This is a genomic window from Kyrpidia tusciae DSM 2912, from assembly GCF_000092905.1.
In the GTDB taxonomy this organism is placed as follows: Bacteria; Bacillota; Bacilli; order Kyrpidiales; family Kyrpidiaceae; genus Kyrpidia; species Kyrpidia tusciae.
Genome location: NC_014098.1, coordinates 3168054 through 3190565 on the forward strand (window position 1 = coordinate 3168054; position 22512 = coordinate 3190565).

The window sequence follows — 22512 nt, forward strand, 5'->3', positions numbered from 1 at the left end:
GTCCGTTGTCAGGCGTATTTTTCCAAAAAAACCTGCAGGTCGTTAAAATCCGGCATTCGTTCCACCAACTGCTCCCGGGTCCAATCCCACCAGGCCACCGCCAGGAGCTTCTCGGCGATCTCCCGGGGGAACCGCGGCCGCAACGGCTTGGCGGGCACCCCGACAACAATCGTGTAGGGCTCGACATCTTGGGTCACCACCGCCCCGGCTCCCACCACTGCCCCGGTTCCGACGGTCACGCCGGGCATCACCACGGCGTTGTGTCCAATCCAGACGTCGTGCCCGATCGTCACAGGATGAGCCTGGCGCCAGGCGAAAATCTCCCGGTCATCCTCTTCGCCGAACCCATACTGCACCCGGCGGTAGGTGCAGTGGTGTTGAGTGACCCGCCACATGGGGTGGTTGCTGGGATTTAATCGGACGTGGGACGCGATCGAGCAGAATTTGCCCACGTTGGCGTAAATAATCTGTACATCCCCGGCCGTGTAGGTATAGTCGCCGATGGTGGACTGTTCAATCACCGAACGCGGCCCGATGCTGGTCCACGGCCCCAGATCGCTTTGAATGATTTGCGCCGTTTCATGGACATGGGGAGTCTCCCCCAAAATCGGCGCCCGGGGATTGGCCAGAAACGGCTCACCCATCTTCACACCTCCATCCGCAGCCTCAGCCGTGCCGTTTCCGCCATGCGGCGGTTCAGCGGCCTCAGCCATCCAACCGGTTCACCCGGAGTTTGAGTCGGTTCGTCAGGACTTCCACACTGAACACCAGGGCGAAAACAACCAGCATCGCAAAACAGGAGGGCTGGAACAGATACATCCGCATGTTGTCTTCGATGACCCAGCCGATGCCGCCGGCTCCCACCGTCCCGAGAATCACCGAGTCGCCGAGGTCCAATTCGAAGCGAAGAGCCGACCAGGACAGAAACGAGCCCCGCACCGTGGGCAGCACCCCCTGGCAAACGATCTGCACCCAATTCGCCCCGGTGGAACGCATCGCCTCCAGGATGCCCTTGTCCACCTCTTCCACCGATTGAGCGTAAACCTTCACCAGCATCCCCACGCTGTGGGTCATGATGGCCAGGGTGCCGGGAAAGGGCCCCATACCCACGGCCACAATGAAGATCAGCGCCCACACGAGCATCGGCACGGCGCGCAGAAACGACGCGAAGGCCTTGATACTTCGTCCGATGACCGGATGCGGAGTCAGGTTGTCCGCCGCGAGAAACGCCAGGAAAAAAGAGAGAATGATCGAAAACACGGTCCCGACGACGGCGGTCTCGATCGTCACCATGGCGGCGGAAGCGACATCCCGCCACCCGGACAGGTCCGGGGGAAACATTCTCCCCCAGTTTTTGAAAAATTCCATGATCCCTTTTCCGATCCGGCCATAATCGAACTGCAACTGCACCAGCGCAAAAACGTAGAACCCGCTCACCGCCAGAGCAACCCACAGCCACGACCGGCGTTTCCGCGGTTGCTCGGGAATCCTCGCCATCTCCACTTGGGCGGAGATCTGTTCCCGCCGTTCGGCCTGGACGCTCATAGGATTCTCCTCCTGATCTTCCCCGTCAGCCACTCCGTGGCCCAGATCAACACCAGGACGATCGCGATGGCCACGCTGACCTGTTGAAACTGAAACAGTTTCATGCCGTTCTGGATGGCGAAGCCGATGCCGCCTCCTCCCACCATCCCGACGATGGTGGAAGCGCGAATGTTGAGCTCCATCATGTACAGCGTCCATGCGGCAAACCCCGGCAGAACCTGGGGCCACACAGCCTGGCCCAGGATCTGCACATAACCCGCGCCGGTGGCCCGCAGGGCTTCGGCCTGCCGCTCGTCAATCTCCTCCAGGATCTCGGCGTAGGCCCGAACCAGGATCCCGATGGAGGAGAAGACGATGGCCATGGTCCCGACCATGTTGCCAAGACCAAAGGCGGCCACCAGGAAAACCGCCCAGATCAGGGTGGGAAGATTGCGCAGGACCGAGGCCAATCCCCGCACCGCCAGGCGCAGCGGCGTCCACGGGTTCGTAGTCCGGGCCGCCATAAACCCTCCGACCACCGCCACCAGCGCCCCCGTCACGGTGCCGACAAAACTCATGTACACCGTCTCCAGCGTGGGCTTGATCAACTTCGGTAGCACAGACAGGTCGGGCGGGAGAAAATGGTGTGCGATCAGATCGTAGATATCCCCGAACCCCTGCACCAAATGGACGACGGACCAATCGGTTTGGACAGCCGACCACACGGTGAGGACGGCGATGGCCGCCACAATCAACCATTCCTGGTTTCGCTTCATGCGCTTGACAACCCGAATGGCATCTCCGCCTTTGTTCATACCACGGCTTTCTCCTGGTAATAGATCTGCCCGATGATCCTGTCGTCCAGTTTGGAGGGCGGGCCGTCAAAGACTTTGGTGCCTCGGTGAATCCCGATGATCCGCGTGGCATATTTTTTTGCGATGGCCACCTGGTGCAAATTGATGAGACACGTAATGCCGTCCGCCCGGCAGATCGTGTGCAAATGATCCATGATGCTCTCCGACGTAGCCGGATCGAGGTTGGCGATGGGCTCGTCGGCCAGGATGAGGATGGGCTTCTGGGCCAAGGCCCGGGCGATGCCCACCCGCTGTTGTTGCCCCCCGGACAGTTCGTCCGCCCGTTTGTGCGCCTGTTCCAATAAGCCCATGCGCTCCAAGATCCGCAGCGCATCCTCCTTTTCCTGGGCGCTGAACATCCCCAGCGCTCCCCGGAAGCTGTCCTTGTAGCCCAGTCTCCCGTGCAGGACGTTTTGAAGGACGCTGATCCGGGGAATCAAATTGTGGCTTTGGAAAACCATCCCGATTTCTCGCCGGAGACGCCTCACCCGGCGGCCGCCGGCCCGGGTGATGTTTTCACCTTTGAAGATCACCGCGCCCTGGGTCGGTTCGACGAGGCGATTCACACAACGAAGCAGCGTGCTTTTGCCCGAACCGCTGGGACCGATGACCGCCACAAACTCGCCGGGATGGACGGTGAAATCCACTTCCCGCAGAGCTTCGGTGCCGTCGGGATACACTTTTTTCAGGTGCTCCACCCGCAATATGGGTTCCATGGGTTCACACCGCTCTTTCCTATTTCTTTTTCAGAATGTCCTGGGGCGTCATGTGCAAAATCTTGGCCGTGTCGTAAACGATTTTGTAATCGGCGTCGGTCATCGGGTAGAAGGCCTTGGTGCCGGTCTTCTTGAAGTAGTCGGGATTCTGTTTGTCGTAATTCAGCACGAACTCTTTGATTTTGGCCACGAGGTCCGGCGGCAAGTCGTTCCGGTAGGTCAACGGATCAAGGGGGATCGGTGCGGAGGTTTTGATCACGCGGAAATCGGACGCTTTCACCATCCCCGCATCGATGAAGCGCTGGATACACACGTCGCACACCCCCGCTCCGTCCGCCTGGTGGTGGGCAATGGCGATGATGGACTTGTCATGGCCGCCCGAGTAGGACACGTTCGAAAAAAAGCTGTCCACCTTTTCGGGCGGGATGTTCAGTTCCTCACTGATCATGGCTTGGGGAAACAGATGTCCCGACGTGGAGGCCGGATCGGCGTACAGGAAAGTTTTCCCCTTAAGGTCGGCGATGGTTTTCGCCGGGGAATCGGCGGGCACGACGATTTCGCTGTGATAAAAGGCGTTTTCTTTGCTCGTGGCCTTACAGGCGATGGGTTCCGCGCCGGCCTCCTGGTGGGCGATGATGTACGAGAAGGGGCCGAAATACCCGAGATCCACCTTTTTTGCACGCATCGCTTCAATGACCGATGTGTAGTCGTCACCGACGTAGACGTTCACTTTGATGCCCAACGCTTTGCCAATGTCTTCGGCAAATTTTCTCTCCACATCTCCGAGGTTGCCGGCGACCTCCGCCGGAATAAGTCCATAATTCAGTTCCTTCGGCCAGTTCTGTTTGCCGCTGGCCTCTCCGGCACTCCCCGTAGAAGCTGCGGAACCGGTGTCCGATGTTGCCTGCTGCGAACCGCAAGCCGTGAGGGAAGCCAACAGAAGAACCGCGATGCCTGAGGCGAGTATCCGTTTTCGCACTTCGTTGAAGCCTTGGCGCACTGTGTAAACCTCCCTGCCCAGATTGATTTTGCATCCTGTTCTACGGCGCGCTTTTGAACAGCTGTCCGATGCACCCTTATGCTAACTTGTTGACAAGTATCCGTCGTTAACGAACCGAAAAAAGCGTGTAACATGCGAGTTAACTTTTCAATACGTCAGGATAATCCTCGCCGAAACAGAAACGGGGGGATGAAAAATTCAGCCCAAAGGGGGTTGACGAACTATCGGTTGAGCGATATATTAACGGCAGGAACTGCAGTTATTTACCCATGTCGTTGGGCATGAGGTTTTTGAACAATTTGATTTTTTTCTCCGCACTGGAGCACGGCGCTATGCCCCCTTGGATTTTCCAAGGGGGCTGAGCTTTTTTATAAGCCGGATTCTGGCGTCCGATGTCAACAGAGTCCGGTTTTTTCTCCTTCCCCGCCAAAAGGCGAGGGGAGTGACTTGTTCATGGATGAAGATGTCACGACACTTGGCTGGCGAGTGAAGACGGGCCCGGACGTGGTTGCGGTGCTGGACCTGCGGTTTCATCCGCTCTTGCAGAGTCTTACCAGCGGATACTGGTTGCCGGGCGCAGATCGCATCTCCCCGCCCACCGGGGGGAGGGGAGAAGGGGCCGAACGATTATCGCGGGGCCATGCGAATGGCGCCGTCCAGCCGGATGGTGGTGCCGTTGATCATGGCATTGCCCACAATCGACGCCACGAGCATCGCATACTCTTCGGGTCGGCCCAGGCGGCTGGGAAAGGGCACCTGCTGACCGAGAGATTTTCGGGCCGGCTCCGGCAGACCCGCCAGCATGCGGGTATCAAAAATCCCCGGGGCGATGCTGACGACGCGGATGCCATAGCGGGCCAAATCCCGGGCCGCCGGCAGGGTCAGCCCCACCACGCCGCCCTTGGATGCGCTGTAGGCCACCTGGCCGATCTGCCCCTCGAAAGCGGCCACCGAAGCGGTGTTGATGATCACCCCGCGTTCTCCGTCCTCGTTGGGCTCCCCCTGGGACATGGCCTCGGCGGCCAAACGCAACACGTTGAACGTACCAATCAGGTTAACGTGAATCACCCGGGCGAAAGCGTCAAGATCATGGGGCCCCTGTTTGCCGAGCACTTTTTCGGCGATGGCGATCCCCGCGCAGTTCACCGTCACCCCCAGGGGACCGAGCTCCTTCGCCGCCGCCACCGTGGCGCGCACCGATTCCGGATCCGTGACGTCCGTGCGGACAAACCGGGCCCCTTCTCCGAGGGACTCGGCCACCTCCTGGCCCCGTTCGCTGACATCCGCGATGACCAGCTTGGCTCCGAGCTCATGCAGTTTACGCGCCGTGGCCTCGCCGAGCCCCGAGGCTCCCCCCGTCACGATGGCGCTGTATCCTTTGACATCCATCTTATCGACTCCCCTTTCATGTTTCCGTCACGAGGAATATTTCCCAAGGCGGAGGAAGCTGCACCGCCCGACCGATCTGTACCCTGGCACATTCAAGAATGCGGCGATCCCGGGGCCTGTTCATCATTCCAATTCTTAAATTGTTCCCTCAACTTCGCCTTCATAAACTTGCCCGCCGAGGTGCGGGGAATCTCCTCCAAAAACACGACGGCATCCGGCAGCCACCATTTGGCAAACTTGGATTCCAGATACGCCCGCAACTCCTCCTCCGTCACCTGGATCCCGGCTTTTGGCACCACCGCCGCCAGAGGCCGCTCCTGCCATTTTGGATGGGGGACCGCGAACACCGCCGCCTCGGCCACCGCCGGGTGGCCCATCAGAGCATTCTCAAGATCCACCGAGCTGATCCACTCACCCCCGGATTTGATCAAATCTTTCGTCCGGTCGGTGATCTTCATGTAGCCTTCCGGGTCGATGGTCGCCACGTCTCCGGTGCGGAACCAGCCGTCCGGAGTAAAACTGTCGTTGTTGGGCATCTGGTAGTAACTGGCTGCCACCCACGGACCCCGCACCTGGAGTTCCCCCATCGTCTGCCCGTCCCAAGGCGCCTCGCCCCGATCGCCCACGATTCGGGCTTCGATCAGGGGGACCGTCAGCCCCTGCTTGGCGCGAAGAGCGTATTTCTCGTCTTCGGGCAGATCGTCCAGGGTGGACTTGATGTAGCTCACCGTCGCCAGGGGCGTCGTCTCCGTCATCCCCCACGCGTGCACGATCCGCAGACCGAACCGGTCGAAGGCCCGGATCAGCCCTTCCGGCGCCGCCGACCCGCCCACCGCCATGCGCATCGGCTGGAGCTTCCAGCGATCCGGCTCTTTCTCCAGCGCTTGCACGATCCCCAACCAAATGGTCGGTACACCGGCGCTAAGCGTAACCCGTTCCGCCTCAAAGAGGTCCAAAAGGCTCACAGGATCCAGGTGGGGTCCGGGAAACACCAACTTTGCCCCCACCAGCACCGCCGCAAAGGGAACTCCCCACGCGTTGGCGTGAAACATCGGCACCACCGGAGTGGCCGTATCCCGCTGGGAAAGCGCCAAGGTGTCCGCCATCGCGCTGGCCAGGGAGTGGAGCACGAGGGCCCGGTGGGAATACACCACACCTTTCGGCCTGCCCGTGGTTCCCGAAGTGTAGCACATGCCCGCCGCTTCGTTCTCGCCGAGGTTTGGGTAGTGAAAATCCCCCGTGGCCGTGGCCAACAGGTCCTCATACTTTTCGTACTCCGACGAAACCGGGGCGTCGGTGAGGGAGACGACAAAAACGCGCTCCAGATTGACCCGCCCCTTCACCTGTTCGTAGAGCGGCACCAGCACGTCATCGATGATCAGGAACCGGTCTTCGGCATGGTTCATGATGAAGGCGATGTCATCGGGGTGGAGCCGGAGGTTCACCGTGTGCAGAACCCCTCCCGCCGCCGGGATCCCAAAATACGCTTCCAGATGGGCGTAGTGATTCCACATCAGGGTGGCAACCCGGTCTCCCCGGCGGAGTCCGGCCTTTTGCAGGGCTTCGGCCAACTGCTTGGCCCGGCGATAAAAATCCGCATACCGATACCGGTGCAGCGAGCGGTCCGGCAATCGGGAGACCACTTCCACCTTGCCATAAAACGTCCCCGCCCGTTCGAGCAGTGAAGGCAAAACCAACGGAGTGTTCATCATGGTGCCATTCATGAGCTGTAAACCTCCCTTGATTCGGGATCGGAAATCCGGCCGGACCCAGCCGCACCGCGAACTCCCCAGACCGTCACCGGAATCGGCGGAGGTGGCCTACCAACCGGCTCGTCTTCATTATACATAGGGATCAAAGGATTCGGAAGGGTGGAATGAAAGTCGACTTTTTTGTACGGCGCATAATTGCGTGGGCCCATGGAACAATATCCCTCGGGAAATATCCCCAAACGAGGTTGGAAATCCTATGGTGCGACGCGATGGAGAGGGACGCGGAAAGAATCGCAAAAACAAACAAATTTCCTGGTCAGATCCCCAGGGCAGGGGGGAGGGAGCCGCGGGCTTATCCCCGGAGATCGACCGGCTTTATCAACAGATTCAAGAGATGTGGACAAAGTGCGATGACGTCCAGTTCCGCTGGATCGAGACCGCAGGACGGCGGGGATTCATCATCTGGATCTACACGTTGATCGGCAAAGAACTGGCCCAAGAAAGTATTCTTGAACCGTTGACCACCCTGGAAAAGGCGGAAACTGTGACAGATGTCCAACGGGCTTTGCGCAGCCCTTCTCTTCGCCTTGTAAACAGTGTGGAAGAGATCAACATCGCCGTGGGGGAGGGGGCGGCGGTTCTGTGCCTGGACGGATTCAACCAGGCGATCGTCCTGGACGTCATGCAGTTCCAAGGGCGCCCGGTGGAACGTTCGACGCTGGAGGCGGTGGTCCGGGGCCCCCAGGAGGCTTTCACCGAAAGTCTGGAAATGAACCTCGGCCTCATCCGCCGCAGGCTCAAAAGCCCTCGGGTCAAAGTGGAATATATGGCCCTGGGCCGGGTGTCGAAAACAATGGTCGCCCTGGTCTACATCCAGGGCATCGTCAAACCGGGTTATGTCAAAGAGTGCCAGGAGCGCCTGAATCGGATTGACGCAGATTCCATCCTCGACTCCGGATACATCGAGGAGCTGATCGACGACGCGCCCCTGTCCCCTTTTCCCACCATCGAATACACCGAGCGCCCGGACCGCCTCGCCGCCGAGGCTCTGCAGGGCCGGGTGGGGATCGTCGTGGACGGCAGCCCAAACGCCTTGCTCATCCCGGCTCTCTTCGTCAACTTCCTGCAGTCCCCGGAAGATTATTTTGAACGGTACAGCATGGCCCTGGCCGTTCGCCTGCTGCGGCATATGTATTTCTGGATCGCCCTGCTTTTGCCCGCCACTTATGTGGCCCTGTTGTCGTATCACCAAGAGATGATCCCCACCACCCTGTTAATGACCCTGACCGCCTCCCACGAAGGCGTGCCCTTCCCCGCCGTCGTCGAGGCGTTAATCATGGAAGTGACTTTCGAAGCCCTGCGGGAAGCCGGTATCCGCCTGCCCAAGGCTGTCGGCCAATCGGTGAGCATCGTCGGCGCCCTGGTGATCGGCGAGGCGGCCGTCAACGCCGGCATCGTATCGCCCGCCATGGTCATCATCGTAGCGTTGACGGGAATCGCGTCCTTTACGATCCCCAGTTACAACATCGCCATCACCTTCCGGCTCCTGCGTTTTCCCATGATGATCATGGCAGGGCTGTTCGGACTGTACGGCATCATCATTTCTCTACTCGTCCTGTGGATCCACTTGGTTTCCCTGCGGTCTTTCGGCGTGCCTTACATGGCTCCCATCGCCCCCCTGGTGTGGGAGGATCTCAAGGACACGTTTAGCCGCCCGCCGTGGTGGTACATGAAAAAGCGCCCGAAGATGTACGAAACGGTGGACCCCACCCGCAGTGCGGACATCCCTCGCCCTCTGCCGGGGAAAGCCGAGGAGGACCCGCTGTGAAAAGAGAAGGAAGAGGCTGGCCAAAAAAGAGTGGATGGCTCATCGTCGTTCTTTTCGCCATTGTGCTCACGGGTTGCTGGGATCGGGTGGAAGTAACAGACCTCGCCCTGGTCATCGGCATGGGGATCGACGACGCTGGGCAAAACGGGGTCGATGTCACCGTCCAACTCCTCTCCCCCACCGGGCAAACCACCGGGGGTGGGCAAGGCCAGGGAACCATGGGCGGCGGCGATTCGAGCGGAAAACGCGCGTTTATCAATTATCAACAACGAGGAAAAACGGTTCAGGAAGCTTTGGACCGGCTGTACCGCGTACTGCCGCGCCGGCCCTTCGTGGCCCACAACACAGTGGTGGTCTTCGGCCGCCGTTACGCCGAGAAAGGCTTCGACCAGGCCTTGGATTATATCGAGCGTGAGCGCAACTTCCGCCGGTCGCAAATGTTTGTGGTCACGAGCGGCACCGCCCGGGAACTGCTCGACGTCCAGACGAGCCCCGAGCGGGTCAACGCCCGGGGCTTGCGCAAACTGGCGGACCAACAACTGCGAACGTCCATCACCGAGCCCAGCGTCGAGTTGCGCGTGGTAAACGACCTTCTCAGCCCGTCCCAATCCCCGGTCATGGCCTGGATCGACCCGGTCGATAACGAGCCGAGGGTCATGGGTGTCGGTTTGTTTCGAGGGGGAAAATTGGTGGACCTCCTGCCCGTCCGGGAGAGCCAAGGCCTGATGTGGCTCCTTGGTCGCTCGGGTCAAGCGTTCATCCATATTCCCTGTCCTGGAGGCGGTCCCTCGTCCACAGGCCAGCGCCTTTCGATACGACTTCTCCACGCCGAACTGGACGTTGATCCCGTCGTAACTTCTTCGGGCGTCGTGTTTCGGGTGCACGGTTACGGTCAAGGAGAGGTGGACGCCGTGTGTGAGGGAGATACGCCAACCCCGGAGCGGATGCAGGAATGGGGAAAGATCGTGGCCCAATACATGGAGACAGAGATGGACCGCACTCTCCAGCGCCTCAAGGCCAAGCATGTGGACGCCGCCCAGTTCGGCACCCGGCTGTTCCGGAAAAATCCAGAACTCTGGCGCTCGGTGGCCCGCCAGTGGCCGGAGATGTTCACGAAATGTCGGGCGGAATATGATCTGCAAATCAATCTGCAGCGCTCTGGGATGATCTCCCAATCGCCTCTGACAGACCAATCCCCGGAAAACTACCCGCCCCAGCACGATCCGGGCCGAAGGTGAAGAGAGGCGGAATGGGGCGGGCTTCGCCGGCACCTCCAATGCCGCCCGGTTCAGGCCTGCCCGCCCTCGGGCTGCAGCGGCCCCTCCGGACCCCGGTGCGAGGGCCGGCCCGGGGCTGGCCCGGAAGGGTCCGTTCCGGACGGATCCGTCCCCGACGGCGACTCCTGCGCAAGGGCGCCGTCGGTGAGAACCGGTCCCCGGGCGGCACCCTTGCGGTCCCGGCGCACATCCCGCAAGAAAAAGCTAAACAGGAGCCCCAACACCGTCAACCCCGTCGCCCACCAAAAGGCATCATCAATCCCTTGGACCGCCGCCTGCTGGGCTACACTGCCGTACAAACCCAGGGCCCCCAGCCCCTGGGCCTGGGCCGGCGGCAAACCCGCCGAGGATGCCGCACCGACCATCTGTTGCACGGACTGCTGGACAAAGGGATCATATCGGTTTATCGGGTCGAGGTACATCCGAAGATGGAAGTCGTTGCGGGTGGTGAACACGGTGGTCAGAAACGCCGTCCCAATGGCCCCGGCCACCTGCCGAACCGTATTTGATAAGGCCGTGCCATGGCTATTTTTCACCATCGGCAGCTGGTTCAGCCCGGCGGTCATGATCGGCATCATGAGAAGGGACATCCCAAAGGACCGGATGACGTAGAGCGCCAGAATATGGTTATAACTGGTTTGCATCGTCAGTTTGGTGAATTCGAAAGTCGTCACGGCCGTTATGATCAGCCCCACCCCCGCCAGGGGTCTGGGACCCATCCGGTCGAAGAGAGCCCCGGAGACCGGGGACATGACCCCCATGATCAGAGCCCCGGGAAGCAACAGCAATCCGGCCTGAAGGGGGGTAAAGCCCCGGAGATTCTGCAAGTAGATCGGCAAAAGGAACATGCCGGCGAAAAGCGCCATGGTGATGATCGCGTTGATCAGGCTGCTCAGGGCGAACATGTCGTAGCGAAAAATGCGGAAGTCGAGCATCGGTTCCGCGGCGGATAGCTCCCTCAACACGAAAAGGAACACCCCGATCGCTCCGACGCTGAGTCCGGCGATCACCTGGGTCTGTCCCCACCCCCCGGACCCGGCCTCACTGAACCCGTACAGGAGGGCGCCAAAACCCAGGATGGACATCACCACGCCGTACAGATCTAAAGGGGGCCTGTGTTTGTGAGGGATGTCCCGAAGGTACACCACGCCCATCAGGATCACCAGAATGCCCAGGGGAACCATCCCGTAAAACAAAAGCCTCCACGTGTAGTACTGCACCACCCACCCGGACAGGGTGGGACCGACCGCCGGCGCGAAAATCATCCCCAGCCCAAGAAATCCCATCGCCCGCCCCCGGGCTTCAGGGGGGAAGATAGCGAGAAAAATATTCATCACCAAGGGCATGAGAATGCCGCCGCCCACGGCCTGGACGATCCGCCCGGTGAGCATCAGGGGGAAATCTGTGGCGACGCCGCAGATGAGGGAGCCCACCGTAAAAAAGGCCATCGCCACCACAAACAGCGTTTTACTCCCGAAAGTTTCCATTAAAAAGGCGGAGATGGGGATCAGTACGCCGTTCACCAACATGTAGGCGGTCATCACCCACTGGATCGTGTCCGCCGACACGTTGAATTCGTTCATCATGTGGGGGATCGCCACGTTCAACAGCGTTTGGTTGAGAATGGCCAGAAACACCCCGAGCATGAGCACCGCCATCAGGGGACCGAAGCGCATCCCCTCGGGCAGCCGGGCCCCCAACGCCGCGCCCCCGAGGCCCGATACCGCACTCGACCCCGCCTCAGTACTCGGTGCGTCGGTGGGAGGCCGGGAATCGCGTGTCCCGCCGTTTTCGGACGGATTGTCCATTCTCCTCACCCCCTCAACTCTTGTGAATCCGGACGGTGGCGTTCATCCCCGGAACAATATCCTGGTCATAGGCCGACATGGAGATCTTCACCGGGATCCGCTGCACCACCCGGGTATAATTCCCCGTGGTATTTTGCTGAGGGAACAATGAAAAGACGGAGTTGGCGGCGAGCCCGACTTGATCCACCCGGCCCTTGATGGTGGTTCCGGGGTCCGCATCAACTGTGACGTCCACGTCCGCCCCGATATTGACATCGGCGATGCGGGTTTCTTCGATATTGGCGAGAATGTAGAGCTTTTTCATGTCTGCCATCGTCGCCAGGGGCTGGCCGGGGGAGACGATTTGGCCATCTGCGACGTTGCTCTGGATGATCGATCCGCTGATGGGGGCGGTGATGCGGCCGGCGTCCCCCGCACCGTCGATTTGACCGATGGTATCGCCTTGATTAAAGGTCTGGCCCACCGTCCCCTTCCAACCGCTCAACCGTCCCGGAACTGCGGGACTGACCGGCACCAAATCCGCCCACACCCGGGCGTCGTCGGTGGCGATATAGTTCCAGCGTTGATACAGATAGTAGTAACCACCGAGCACCAATGCGGCGAGAATCACCAAGGCGATGAGATTGAAAAGGATCATGCGGGAAGCTTTCACCGGTGCTGGTCCCCCTTTGTATGGTTGATCGGACTACCGATGAATCCGAACGGACGCATTCATCCCCGGTACCACGTATTTGCCGGAAAAATCATCCACGGCGATTCGCACCGGCACCCGCACGGTGGGCCGGGTTTGGTTCGTGCCCGCCGCGGACGGCAGCTCCGGGGCCGCGAAGGATCCGGCGGCGTCGGCGATGCGGACCACTTTCCCCGGAAAGGATGTGCCGGGATACGCGTCCAGGAACACGTCCACGTCTTTCCCCACGGACAGATTCTTGAGGGCGTTGTCGTCGATGTAGGCGTTCACAAAGGGTTTTGAGAGGTCGGCCAGGACGGCCAAGGTCCGCCCGGGGGCCCAAATCGTCCCGGGGGCCGCGGCCGTATAGAGCAGTACGCCATCGATGGGGCTCGTGAGGTTCACCGGCGGAGGAGGAGTGGGCACCGGTGCAGACCGCGGCGCGGTGTCCGGCGAAACCGGGCGGGGCGGCGCGGGGAGCACGCCGGTGCGAACCCCGGGACGGACCGAAGACCCGGGGCGAGCCGTGGATCGGGCGCGGACAGCGGCGACTCGGGGGCGAAGGCCGAACCGGTTTTGCAAGACCGCCCCATCCCGCACATCGCCCGATCCGGATGACACAACGGGATGCGTTGGTGAAACAGCAAAAACGGTCGCGGCGGGCCCTCCGCCGACGGCGGTGAGGGCCGGCGGCGCCGTTTTTCCCTCCCCGCCCCCGCTTCCCTGACCCGTCCGGCCCGCACCCCCGGCCGATCCCGGGCTCAGCCCGGAACCGGTCCCGGGCATCGGGGAGACGGCCAAGGGCTGAAGGGTGCCCAGCACCGTCCCGGCGGAAACCCGATCACCCGTTTTCACCGACCACTGGGTCAGCCTGCCCACCTCCGGAGCGCTGATCACCACCAGGTCCGCCCCCACCTGAGCCCGGTTCGTACGGATATATTGTGCTTTATCCCAGAAAAAGAAGCCGGCTGCCCCCGCCGCAGCGGCCACAGCCAGCCAGAGAATCAGGTTGAGCAGCACAAGGCGTCTCATCGGCGGTCGGACCCCTCCCTCACTTCCGAATCTCCGCCCGTTAGTCTGCCCCACCGATCGAATCCTTTGCATGCGAGAAATCTAACGGGATCCGTCCATTTGGGACTCTTCGATGATGGTCAACAACGTCTTCAGATGGCGGATTAACCCCTCCGCCTCCTCCGACGGCATTTTTTCCAACAACGTTCGAAAATAGTCCATATGCAAAGCCGGAACCTTGGCGACCAAAGCCTGGCCCTGTGCACTGAGACTCACCCACACCACCCGCCGATCCTGCTCGTCCCGGACCCGGTCCACCAGGCCCATGCGCACCAGGCGATCCACGATCCCGCTCGCCGTGCTGGTGGACATGCCCACCCGCCGACTCAGCTCGGCCAAGGAATGGGTGCCTTCGTGATGAAGCGTTCGCAAGACCCACATCTGCGGAACGGTGAGGTCGTACTCCCGCAACTCCTGATGCACCCGCTGTTTGAATTCCCGCATGGTGCGCCGCATTAACTCGATCAGTTCACTGATTTGTTCATCTCGCATCCCCACGTCCTCCCCCGCCAGGGCTATCCTTCGCACGCGAATCATTTATCATAGAACCATGTTGTGGGCATTCTGTCAAGAACGACAAAACCTCCGCCACAAAAGGCTGCGCCCCGACCAACAGGATCCCCCGTTCGCCCGGGTGCTCCTTCTCATGCCGGCCCCCCAGCCCCACCGGCAGCTCCACCCTTTGCACATGCACGTTCGCTCCGGCGGCCATCCCGGTCCGCCTGCTCACCCCGGCTCCCGCCGGCGTCCCCCTGGTCTTCTTCAACCACATCCCGGCCACCCGCAAAGCTTCCTTCAAATTCGGCGCCGTCGCCACCCGGGCGTACCATCTCCTGGCCATCGCCTCCCTTTCCCCGGGATACGTAAAATACCCGTTACCCGCCCGGGTAAGGACCAGGCCGTCGCTCACCGCCGCCAGCTCCCGATACACCCCCGGGTAATCCTTGTCGCACGGCACCGCCCCTACGGTGACCACCCGGACCCTCCAGCGTTCAAGCAACTCCCGGATCTGGGCCGCACTGGCCCCCGTCACCGCCCCGTCCACCAGGATCAAGGGGCGCCGGGAGAGAATCTGGCACCGCCCGGGATGCACGGCCTTGCGCAGCCCCTCCGCAGCCCGGGCTTCAGACCACGGCGCCCCGCGGCCTCTCCAGCTTTCGTCCTGCAGGATGTTCTCCGCCACCGCGGCGGCCAGGGCCGCGTTGTCCGCCTGGAATCCCCCCACCCCCGGAAGAGTGGTTTCAATCCGACGGCCCCCCGGCGTCGTGATCGCCGTCCACAGCCCTTGGGACGTAATCTTCGCCTCGTCAACACAAAAATCTCGCCCCAGGATTCGCAAGGGCACCCCCAAGGCTTTCGCTTCACCGCGAAGCAGCGCCGCCACTTCAGGGTTTTGGCGTCCCGCGAAGGACGCCCTCACGCCCGGGCGGATCGCCCCCGCCTTATGCCAGGCCACATCCGCCAGGGTCGGCCCGAGTTCTTTCAAATGTTCCTCCATGACCGGGGTCACCGCCGCCCAGCGGGCGCGGACCTGGGCCACATCGTCAAACCGGGCCCCCCGGCCGCATTCGAGCACATCGATGTCCGTGCCCGCCTCCCGAAACGCGCACAGGGCCACGGCCAGGTAAATCCCCACCGGAGCGATGTACTCATCAGAGCGAATCTCCCGGTCAATCTCCTGAATCAAGGGGCCGATCTCATTCATCCACCGGACAAAATCTTCCTCGGGAAGGGGAATGCCGTTGATCGTGATCCGTTCCATCGGGTGGAGGAGGTGAGGGCCGGTAAAAAGCCCCACTCGGAGACCGTGGGCCTGAAGAATACCGGCAATCATTCGCGCCGTGGAGCCCTTGCCCTTGCTGCCCGCCACGAGCACCGACGGGGCGCCGTAATCCGGCCGGCCCAGCCGATCCAACAGCCGCCGGGTCAAATCCGGCCGTCGCCGCTCTGCGTCCGGCCCCGTCCAGCGCCCGGGCGCCGGTGCCCGGGGGTCACCCTCGGGGAAACCCGCCCGGGCCCAGGAGGCTCGGTTGTATGACTGATACACCGCATCTATGGCGTCCCAAAACTGATCGAACACGCGCGTCACTTCCGATTCCGCCGGCTTTTGACCGATCCACCGTTTCATTTCCTATCATACCGCAACCCGGACAGCCTCGACCATTGTCGAAACCGATGCGGCGGCCTTCTGCGCCAGGGGGAGGCCGACCCATAGCGTTTGACCCAGCGGGGTGCCGTCCCCGGAGGGAGGAGCCACCCCGAACCCTCATCATTCGTGTGGAAGTGAAGGCGAAGAATCGCTATCATGAAAACAGAACCGAGGAAGCGAGGCGAAACCGTGCGAGTGGCGCTCTGTCAGATGGAAGTGGCCCAGGGCGACCGCGCCGGAAACCGGGCCCGGGCCGAAACGATGGTCCGGGAGTCGGCGGGAAACCGGGCCGATGTCGTCGTCCTGCCAGAAATGTGGACGTGTGGATATGATTTTGCCCACCTTTCCGAACATACCGAGGAGATCGACGGTGAAACGGCGACCTTGCTCGGTCAGTGGGCGAGGGAACACGGAATTTGGCTCATCGGCGGATCGTTTCCTATTCAATTTGCCGACGGGGTGTCGAATACGGCGCTTACCTTTGCGCCGGACGGAACCCTCGTCAACTTGTACCGCAAAATCCACCTGATCGGGCTGATGGACGAGGACCGCCACCTGGCCCCCGGGGAGAGCCGGGCCACCTTCGCCATGGGGAAACCGGGAACGCCGCCTGCGACCCGGGCGGGGGTGATGATTTGCTACGACCTGCGCTTTCCGGAGTTGGCCCGGGCCCACGTGCTGGAGGGCGCCGAGATCCTGTTCCTTCCCGCCGAGTGGCCGGTGCAGCGGGCCGACCACTGGCGCACCCTCATCGTCGCCCGGGCCATCGAGAATCAGGCGTACGTGATCGGGGTCAATATCGTCGGGCGCAATGACCGCGACCGGTTTGCCGGCGGGTCCCTGGCGATGGATCCCTGGGGCCGGGTGGTGGCCGAGGCGGGGGCAAAACCGGGGATCCTCTATGCCGACCTCGATTTCCAGCTCGTCGCGGACGTGCGCCGGCGGATGCCGGTGCTGAGGGACCGGCGCCCGAAAGCCTACCGGCTCTAACCTTTGCACAGGTACCCATTGCTGGTATACTTGTCCTTGTTTATTGGAGAATTCGAAGGAAGGGTCATGATTGTGGCGACCATTTTGATTGCCGGGTACTACGGGTTTCATAATGCCGGTGATGACGCCGTCCTTCACGGCATCATCACGTCCCTGCGCCGCTATGACCCGACGGTGCACTGCCGGGTGCTCTCCAACCAGCCTCGCCACACCCGGGCGCTGTTTCAGATTCCCGCCTATGACCGGTGGAACCCGTGGACGATTATCCGGCAACTCAAAAAGGCCGACATGTTGGTGATGGGCGGGGGCGGCCTGCTCCAGGACGTGACCAGCCCCCGCAGCATCCTCTATTATCTCGGCGTGGTCCAGATGGCCAAATGGCTGGATAAACCGGTGGTGTTTTATGCCCAGGGGTTCGGTCCGGTGCGCCGCCCGCTTTCAAAATGGCTCATCCGGCGCACGCTGAACGACATTGATCTCATCACCGTTCGGGATGAAGGATCCAGGGACGATTTCTTGCGCACCGGTGTCACCCGGCCGCCGCTTCTGGTCACCGCCGACCCGGCCATGGCCATCGACACCAGCCGGGTGGACGAGGATCTTGGGCGGGCAATCCTCCAACGCCACCGAGTCCCCGCAACCCAAGTGGCCATCGTGTCCGTCCGGGAATGGCCCGCCGCCAAGGTCCCGTATAAGATGCTTTTTGCCCGCGGATTGAAGCGCCTCATTGATCGGGGATGGCACGTGGTATTTCTCCCGATGCAGCACCCCAAGGACCTCCGGCCTTCAAGAGAAATAGCCCGGCACTTGGGCCCAGCCGCCACGGTCATCGAAACGCCCCTCAGCGTGTTCGATATCCTCAACGTCATCAAAGCCTCGCATATGGTGGTGGGCATGCGCCTTCACTCCTTGATCCTGGCGGCGCTGCTCGCCGTTCCCGCCGTGGCCTTTTCGTATGATCAGAAGATCGAACGGTTCTCCGGCCGGGTGGGCATTCCCTGCGCCGGTTCCACCCATGCGGCGGACGAAGAGACGTTTATCCACACCCTGCTCTCCTGCAGCGAACACCTGGACGAAGCCCGGGCGGCCATGATACCGGGGACCAAACAGATGCAGCAACTGGCGTTGGAAACCGCCCGGAGGACCATCGACATTTTGCACCGGCGGCTGGGGGAATGAACCCGGAAACACGATTGTATTCTATCAAGTCCATCACATTAAGAGCATTGGGGAAGAAAAACTCCCGCCATTAAGAAAAAGGGGTCGTTCCTCTTTCGCTTTCTGAAAACACGCTGGGAACATCGCTGCAAGAGTGGCACGCCCACATAGGGTTCTCAATCCCTCGGGTTCTTGTGTTCTCCCATCCAAACCAGTGGAATTCGTCAAAATTAAGGCACATGCATGGTACAACTTCGGTTCAACCTGCGTATTCATTCATTATCACGGACAATGAAGCACGAAAGGGGACCTATGCAAGTGGAACACGAAATTTTCGCGCCAATCCTCCTGCCCATTCTCCATTCACTGGTTGGCAAAGTGGTGCGCATCAATAAAGGACCGGAGTCCATTGTAGGTAAGCTGGTGGCTGCCCGGTCGGATTATGTAGTCGTGGAACCCGTCGACAAAAAAACCCCCAAGTCGGGAGATAAACCGCCGCTTGTATTCTATCAAATCCATCACATTAAGAGCATTGAGGAAGAAAAACTTCCTCCGGACAAAAGAGAATCTCACGAAAAGCATCCCGTCAAAAACGGCCGCAGAAAAAAGAAATCCCGCAAAAAAACGACAGGGTTCTGAACAGCTTTAAGACCTTCACCTCGATTTAGAAAACGCCGGGTCCATGACAAACCTATTTGATTCCAGGGAGGAGAGGAGGATTCGATGGTGTTCGCCATAGTGATTGTGCTGGCCGGCTGCATCCTCTATTGGCTGATGAAACCGCCCAGCGTAGAGCATCAACCCGAACCGGTCAGGCCTCAGGACACAGGTGCCTCAGTTTCCTACGGTTATGAGGCGAAATCGGATGCTTGACATGACGGTAGTCTTCATCCTCATGATATTCTTTCTGACAGTCCTGTTCATCATGTGGAGGCCCTATGGGATCAATGAGGCAATCCCGACAACGGTTGGAGCGGCGTGCATCTTTCTACTGGGTGTGGTTCCGCTCACAGACATCTACCGGATATTGGGAATTGTCAACGGAGCTTCGATCACCATCCTCTCCACGATTGTGATGTCGATTGTCCTGCAAAGCATTGGTTTTTTTCGCTGGGTGGCTCTCAACCTGGTCGAGAGGGCGAGGGGTTCGGGAATTCTGCTGTACTGGTATGTCAATCTTCTCTGTTTCCTGATGACCATGTTCTTTAACAACGACGGCAGTATTCTGATTACCACGCCCATCATCATGCAAATGATGACCCTTCTGCACCTCAAACGAGAGCAGAAGATGCCCTATCTGTTGTCTGGTGCACTGGTTGCCACCGCCGCCAGTGCACCGATTGGCGTCAGCAATCTGGCCAATCTGATCGCGTTAAACATTGTGGGTTTGGATTTGAACACCTATGCCGCCATGATGTTCGTGCCCTCCATGATCGGCATCGCCGTGATCTCGCTGCTGCTTTACCTGTATTTCAGAAAAGAGATTCCAAACAAAATCTCAATTGCTCCCGAACCCCCCCTGCCCCCGCCGCCCCCTCGAAAAGCGAAACACCATCATCCCGTCCGGCATCCGGATCCTCCACATCAGCTCAGGCTGCGGACCGGTGAACCGGTCGACTGGTGGATGTTCCGAATCTGCATCGCGATTGTCATCTTCGTCAGAGCGGGATTCTTTCTTTTTTCGGGTTTGGGGATTCCCATTGAATGGATTGCCGTTGTCGGAGCATGGCTCCTGATCGCCGTCAGATGGTATCGCAACAAGATGGGAGCTTTGGACATCATTAAGAAAACCCCGTGGCACATTCTGGTGTTTGCCTTCACGATGTACGTCATCGTGTACGGCCTCCACAATTCCGGCTTGACGATGATCATCGTGGAGCATTTGCGCGGCCTGGTGACCACGAATCACTTATCTGCCAGTCTGGTCATGGGAGCTTTTTTGACTTTATTGTCAAATATGTGCAATAATTTGCCCTCCGTCATGGTTGGGACGTTGGCTCTGAAACAAATGGGCTTGGACACCCATACCCTCCAGATCGCGTACCTGGCCAGCATCATCGGGAGCGACGTCGGGGCGCTGATCACGCCGATGGGAACGCTGGCAACCTTAATCTGGATGTTCATTTTGAGGAAAAACGGCGTTGGGGTGTCGTGGAGTGAATATCTGAAAATTTCCTCAATATCTATACCCACCGGACTAATCATCAGTTTGTTGAGTCTTTATGGATGGACCGAGTGGCTTTTCTTTCGAGCAAACTGAGCCCCCAGATCAGAAGAACCGGTCCCGGATGAGGATGGATCGCTTTCCCCGCACCCGCCAGGCTGTCGATTCTCCGATGCCCCTCGCCCTCCTCCGGTACCGGTCCTCTCACGATATCCTTCCCCCTGTTCACCCCGGTGCAGATCCTGGATCGGAACCGCTCATTCCTCTCCCGTTGGAATAAGGATTTTCGCAAATAGATATATGGCCGGATCTTGAAAAATTGCTGGAATGAAGGCGGATGTGGAGGATTTACGAACCCGCAGAGCGAATACAACTTTAACAACAAATTGCTCAAAAAACCTTTTTTGCATTATGTATCCCGGGAGAGGGGGACAGCTCCCGTGACGCGAAAACGACTTGGGGACCTGCTCCTCGAAGCCGGCCTGATCACCGTCGAGCAACTCGAACGAGCCCTCAAGGATCAGAAAATCACCGGCCGGCGGCTGGGCGAAATCCTCACCCAGAGCGGGGTGCTGAGTGAAGATCAGCTGATTGAAGTGATGGAGTTTCAGCTCGGGATCCCCCACGTGGATCTCGATCGGTTTCGGGCGGATCCGGCGGCGGTGGAATTGGTGCCCGAAGCCTTGGCCCGGCGGTACAAGGTCATTCCGTTGAAACGGTCCGGGAACCGCCTGACCTTGGCCATGGTGGATCCGTTGGACTATTTTGCCATTGACGACATTCGGATGACGACGGGATTACACGTGGATCCGGTGATCGCCACCCATGATGACGTGGACCGGGCCCTTGAGCAGTATTACGGCTTGAAACAGTCGGTGACGGAGGTCCTGAAGGAGGTCCGGCCGGAGCAGGTCGACGAGGAGCAGGTCCGGGCCGAGGACGCCCCGATTGTGCGGCTGGTCAATCAGTTGATCGAACAGGCGGCGGACGGGCGGGCGAGCGACATTCATTTTGACCCGCAACAACAGGCGGTGGCGGTGCGGTTCCGCATCGACGGGGTCCTGCACACCCAGATGCGGCTGCCGAAGCACCTGCAGCCGGTCCTCACCGCCCGGGTGAAGATCATGGCGAACCTCAACATCGCGGAGCACCGCCTGCCCCAGGACGGACGGATCCAGCTGAAGGTGCGGGGGCGGCCCGTGGACGTCCGGGTGGCGACGTTGCCGACAATTTTTGGCGAGAAGATTGTCCTCCGGCTGCTGGATGTGCGCAACGCGGTGACCCGGATTGAGGATCTGGGATTCTCTGAGCGGAATCATGCGGCGTTCCTTTCGATGATCGGCGCCCCCCACGGGATCGTGTTGGTCACCGGGCCCACCGGGAGCGGCAAGACGTCGACTTTGTACGCCGCCCTTCATCATCTCAATGCGGAGTCCCAGAATATCATCACCGTGGAGGATCCGGTGGAGTATCAGATCGACGGCGTGAACCAGGTGCAGGTGAACCAGGCGGTGGGGCTGACCTTCGCCGTGGGGCTGCGCTCGATTCTGCGGGAGGATCCGAACATTATCATGGTCGGGGAGATCCGGGACGAGGAGACGGCGGAGATCGCGGTGCGGGCGGCGCTGACCGGCCATCTGGTGCTCTCGACGCTGCATACCAACGACGCCCCGGGAAGCATCACCCGGCTGATGGACATGGGGGTGGAGCCCTATCTGATCGCGTCGACGCTGCGGGGGGTGGTGGCCCAGCGTCTGGTGCGGCGGGTGTGTGCGGATTGTCGAGAGGCGTATCGGCCGGCGGCGGATGAGGCGGAGCTTCTGGCGGACTGGGGGTGGGCGGCGAAGACGCTGTGGCGGGGGCGCGGATGTACGGCGTGCCACCGGACCGGTTATCGCGGGCGGATGGCGGTGCACGAGCTGTTGCCGGTGAACGAGGAGATCCGCGCCTTGATCGCCGAGCGCCGCCCCGCGGCTGAGTATCGCCGGGTGGTCGAGGAGATGGGCTACCTGCCCCTGGTTCAAGACGGTCTGCAGAAAGCGGTGCAGGGGATGACCACGGTGCGGGAAGTGCTCAACGTGATCGTGGACGAGGGATAGAGGGGTACATTCGGCTGAGGGCAACCGGCGGGCAGATGTTACAGATTGCTCATGGCATCGCCGTCGGAATGTGATAACTTATCACGTACAATGAAAGGGGGAA

At 60.5% G+C, this 22512-nt stretch carries 19 protein-coding genes; 7 read left to right on the plus strand and 12 right to left on the minus strand.

Annotated features, from left to right (window positions below; genetic code table 11):
- Positions 1–8: 8 nt before the first annotated feature.
- The 7 genes from BTUS_RS15450 to BTUS_RS15480 form a co-directional block, all read right to left on the minus strand.
- Positions 9–644, minus strand: coding sequence for a DapH/DapD/GlmU-related protein (locus BTUS_RS15450; RefSeq protein ID WP_013076997.1), 636 nt, complete (start codon positions 642–644; stop codon positions 9–11).
- 61 nt (positions 645–705) lie between these two features.
- A complete protein-coding gene (gene phnE / locus BTUS_RS15455; RefSeq protein ID WP_013076998.1) occupies positions 706–1545 on the minus strand; it encodes a phosphonate ABC transporter, permease protein PhnE in 840 nt (279 codons plus the stop codon).
- Entirely contained in the window at positions 1542–2339 is a 798-nt protein-coding gene (phnE, locus tag BTUS_RS15460; protein ID WP_013076999.1) for a phosphonate ABC transporter, permease protein PhnE, read from the minus strand. Before phnE (BTUS_RS15460) ends, phnE (BTUS_RS15455) begins: the two co-directional genes overlap by 4 nt.
- Positions 2336–3094 carry a phosphonate ABC transporter ATP-binding protein gene (gene phnC / locus BTUS_RS15465; protein ID WP_013077000.1) on the minus strand — a complete coding sequence of 253 codons (759 nt, stop codon included), beginning with the start codon at positions 3092–3094 and terminating at the stop codon, positions 2336–2338. The genes phnE (BTUS_RS15460) and phnC overlap by 4 nt, the downstream gene beginning before the upstream one ends.
- A 19-nt stretch (positions 3095–3113) precedes the next feature.
- Entirely contained in the window at positions 3114–4094 is a 981-nt protein-coding gene (locus BTUS_RS15470) for a phosphate/phosphite/phosphonate ABC transporter substrate-binding protein (protein WP_013077001.1), read from the minus strand.
- A 627-nt stretch (positions 4095–4721) separates the two neighbouring features.
- Positions 4722–5483 (minus strand): 3-hydroxyacyl-CoA dehydrogenase, encoded by a 762-nt coding sequence (locus BTUS_RS15475; protein ID WP_013077002.1) that lies wholly within the window; start codon positions 5481–5483, stop codon positions 4722–4724.
- Between the two features lie 92 nt (positions 5484–5575).
- Complete coding sequence (locus BTUS_RS15480) at positions 5576–7207, minus strand: long-chain fatty acid--CoA ligase (RefSeq protein ID WP_013077003.1); 1632 nt, start codon at positions 7205–7207, stop codon at positions 5576–5578.
- Between the two features lie 244 nt (positions 7208–7451).
- Between BTUS_RS15480 and BTUS_RS15485 the strand changes: the two genes are divergently transcribed.
- Positions 7452–9023 carry a spore germination protein gene (locus tag BTUS_RS15485; RefSeq protein ID WP_013077004.1) on the plus strand — a complete coding sequence of 524 codons (1572 nt, stop codon included), beginning with the start codon at positions 7452–7454 and terminating at the stop codon, positions 9021–9023.
- A complete protein-coding gene (locus tag BTUS_RS15490; RefSeq protein WP_013077005.1) occupies positions 9020–10261 on the plus strand; it encodes a Ger(x)C family spore germination protein in 1242 nt (413 codons plus the stop codon). Before BTUS_RS15485 ends, BTUS_RS15490 begins: the two co-directional genes overlap by 4 nt.
- Before the next feature lie 50 nt (positions 10262–10311).
- Here the strand turns inward: BTUS_RS15490 and BTUS_RS15495 are convergent, their stop codons facing one another.
- The 5 genes from BTUS_RS15495 to BTUS_RS15515 all read right to left on the minus strand — a co-directional run bounded on the left by BTUS_RS15495 (position 10312) and on the right by BTUS_RS15515 (position 15977).
- Positions 10312–12108, minus strand: coding sequence for a DHA2 family efflux MFS transporter permease subunit (locus BTUS_RS15495; RefSeq protein WP_013077006.1), 1797 nt, complete (start codon positions 12106–12108; stop codon positions 10312–10314).
- 13 nt (positions 12109–12121) lie between these two features.
- Entirely contained in the window at positions 12122–12760 is a 639-nt protein-coding gene (locus BTUS_RS15500; RefSeq protein ID WP_013077007.1) for an efflux RND transporter periplasmic adaptor subunit, read from the minus strand.
- Positions 12761–12793: 33 nt separating this feature from the next.
- Positions 12794–13810, minus strand: coding sequence for an HlyD family efflux transporter periplasmic adaptor subunit (locus BTUS_RS17165; RefSeq protein WP_013077008.1), 1017 nt, complete (start codon positions 13808–13810; stop codon positions 12794–12796).
- Positions 13811–13891: 81 nt separating this feature from the next.
- Complete coding sequence (locus tag BTUS_RS15510; protein ID WP_013077009.1) at positions 13892–14341, minus strand: MarR family winged helix-turn-helix transcriptional regulator; 450 nt, start codon at positions 14339–14341, stop codon at positions 13892–13894.
- On the minus strand, positions 14331–15977 hold the full coding sequence (locus BTUS_RS15515) for a bifunctional folylpolyglutamate synthase/dihydrofolate synthase (protein WP_041304457.1): 1647 nt from the start codon (positions 15975–15977) through the stop codon (positions 14331–14333). The genes BTUS_RS15510 and BTUS_RS15515 overlap by 11 nt, the downstream gene beginning before the upstream one ends.
- 210 nt (positions 15978–16187) lie before the next feature.
- Between BTUS_RS15515 and BTUS_RS15520 the strand changes: the two genes are divergently transcribed.
- The 5 genes from BTUS_RS15520 (at position 16188) to BTUS_RS15540 (ending at position 22409) form a co-directional block, all read left to right on the plus strand.
- Positions 16188–16988, plus strand: coding sequence for a carbon-nitrogen family hydrolase (locus BTUS_RS15520; RefSeq protein WP_013077011.1), 801 nt, complete (start codon positions 16188–16190; stop codon positions 16986–16988).
- A 66-nt stretch (positions 16989–17054) separates the two neighbouring features.
- Entirely contained in the window at positions 17055–18167 is a 1113-nt protein-coding gene (csaB, locus tag BTUS_RS15525) for a polysaccharide pyruvyl transferase CsaB (RefSeq protein WP_013077012.1), read from the plus strand.
- A gap of 297 nt (positions 18168–18464) precedes the next feature.
- Positions 18465–18785 carry a hypothetical protein gene (locus tag BTUS_RS15530; protein ID WP_123809350.1) on the plus strand — a complete coding sequence of 107 codons (321 nt, stop codon included), beginning with the start codon at positions 18465–18467 and terminating at the stop codon, positions 18783–18785.
- A gap of 226 nt (positions 18786–19011) precedes the next feature.
- Positions 19012–20406: an arsenic transporter gene (locus tag BTUS_RS15535; protein WP_013077015.1), complete on the plus strand. Its 1395-nt coding sequence runs from the start codon at positions 19012–19014 to the stop codon at positions 20404–20406.
- Between the two features lie 344 nt (positions 20407–20750).
- Positions 20751–22409, plus strand: coding sequence for a GspE/PulE family protein (locus BTUS_RS15540; RefSeq protein WP_013077016.1), 1659 nt, complete (start codon positions 20751–20753; stop codon positions 22407–22409).
- Positions 22410–22512: the final 103 nt, after the last annotated feature.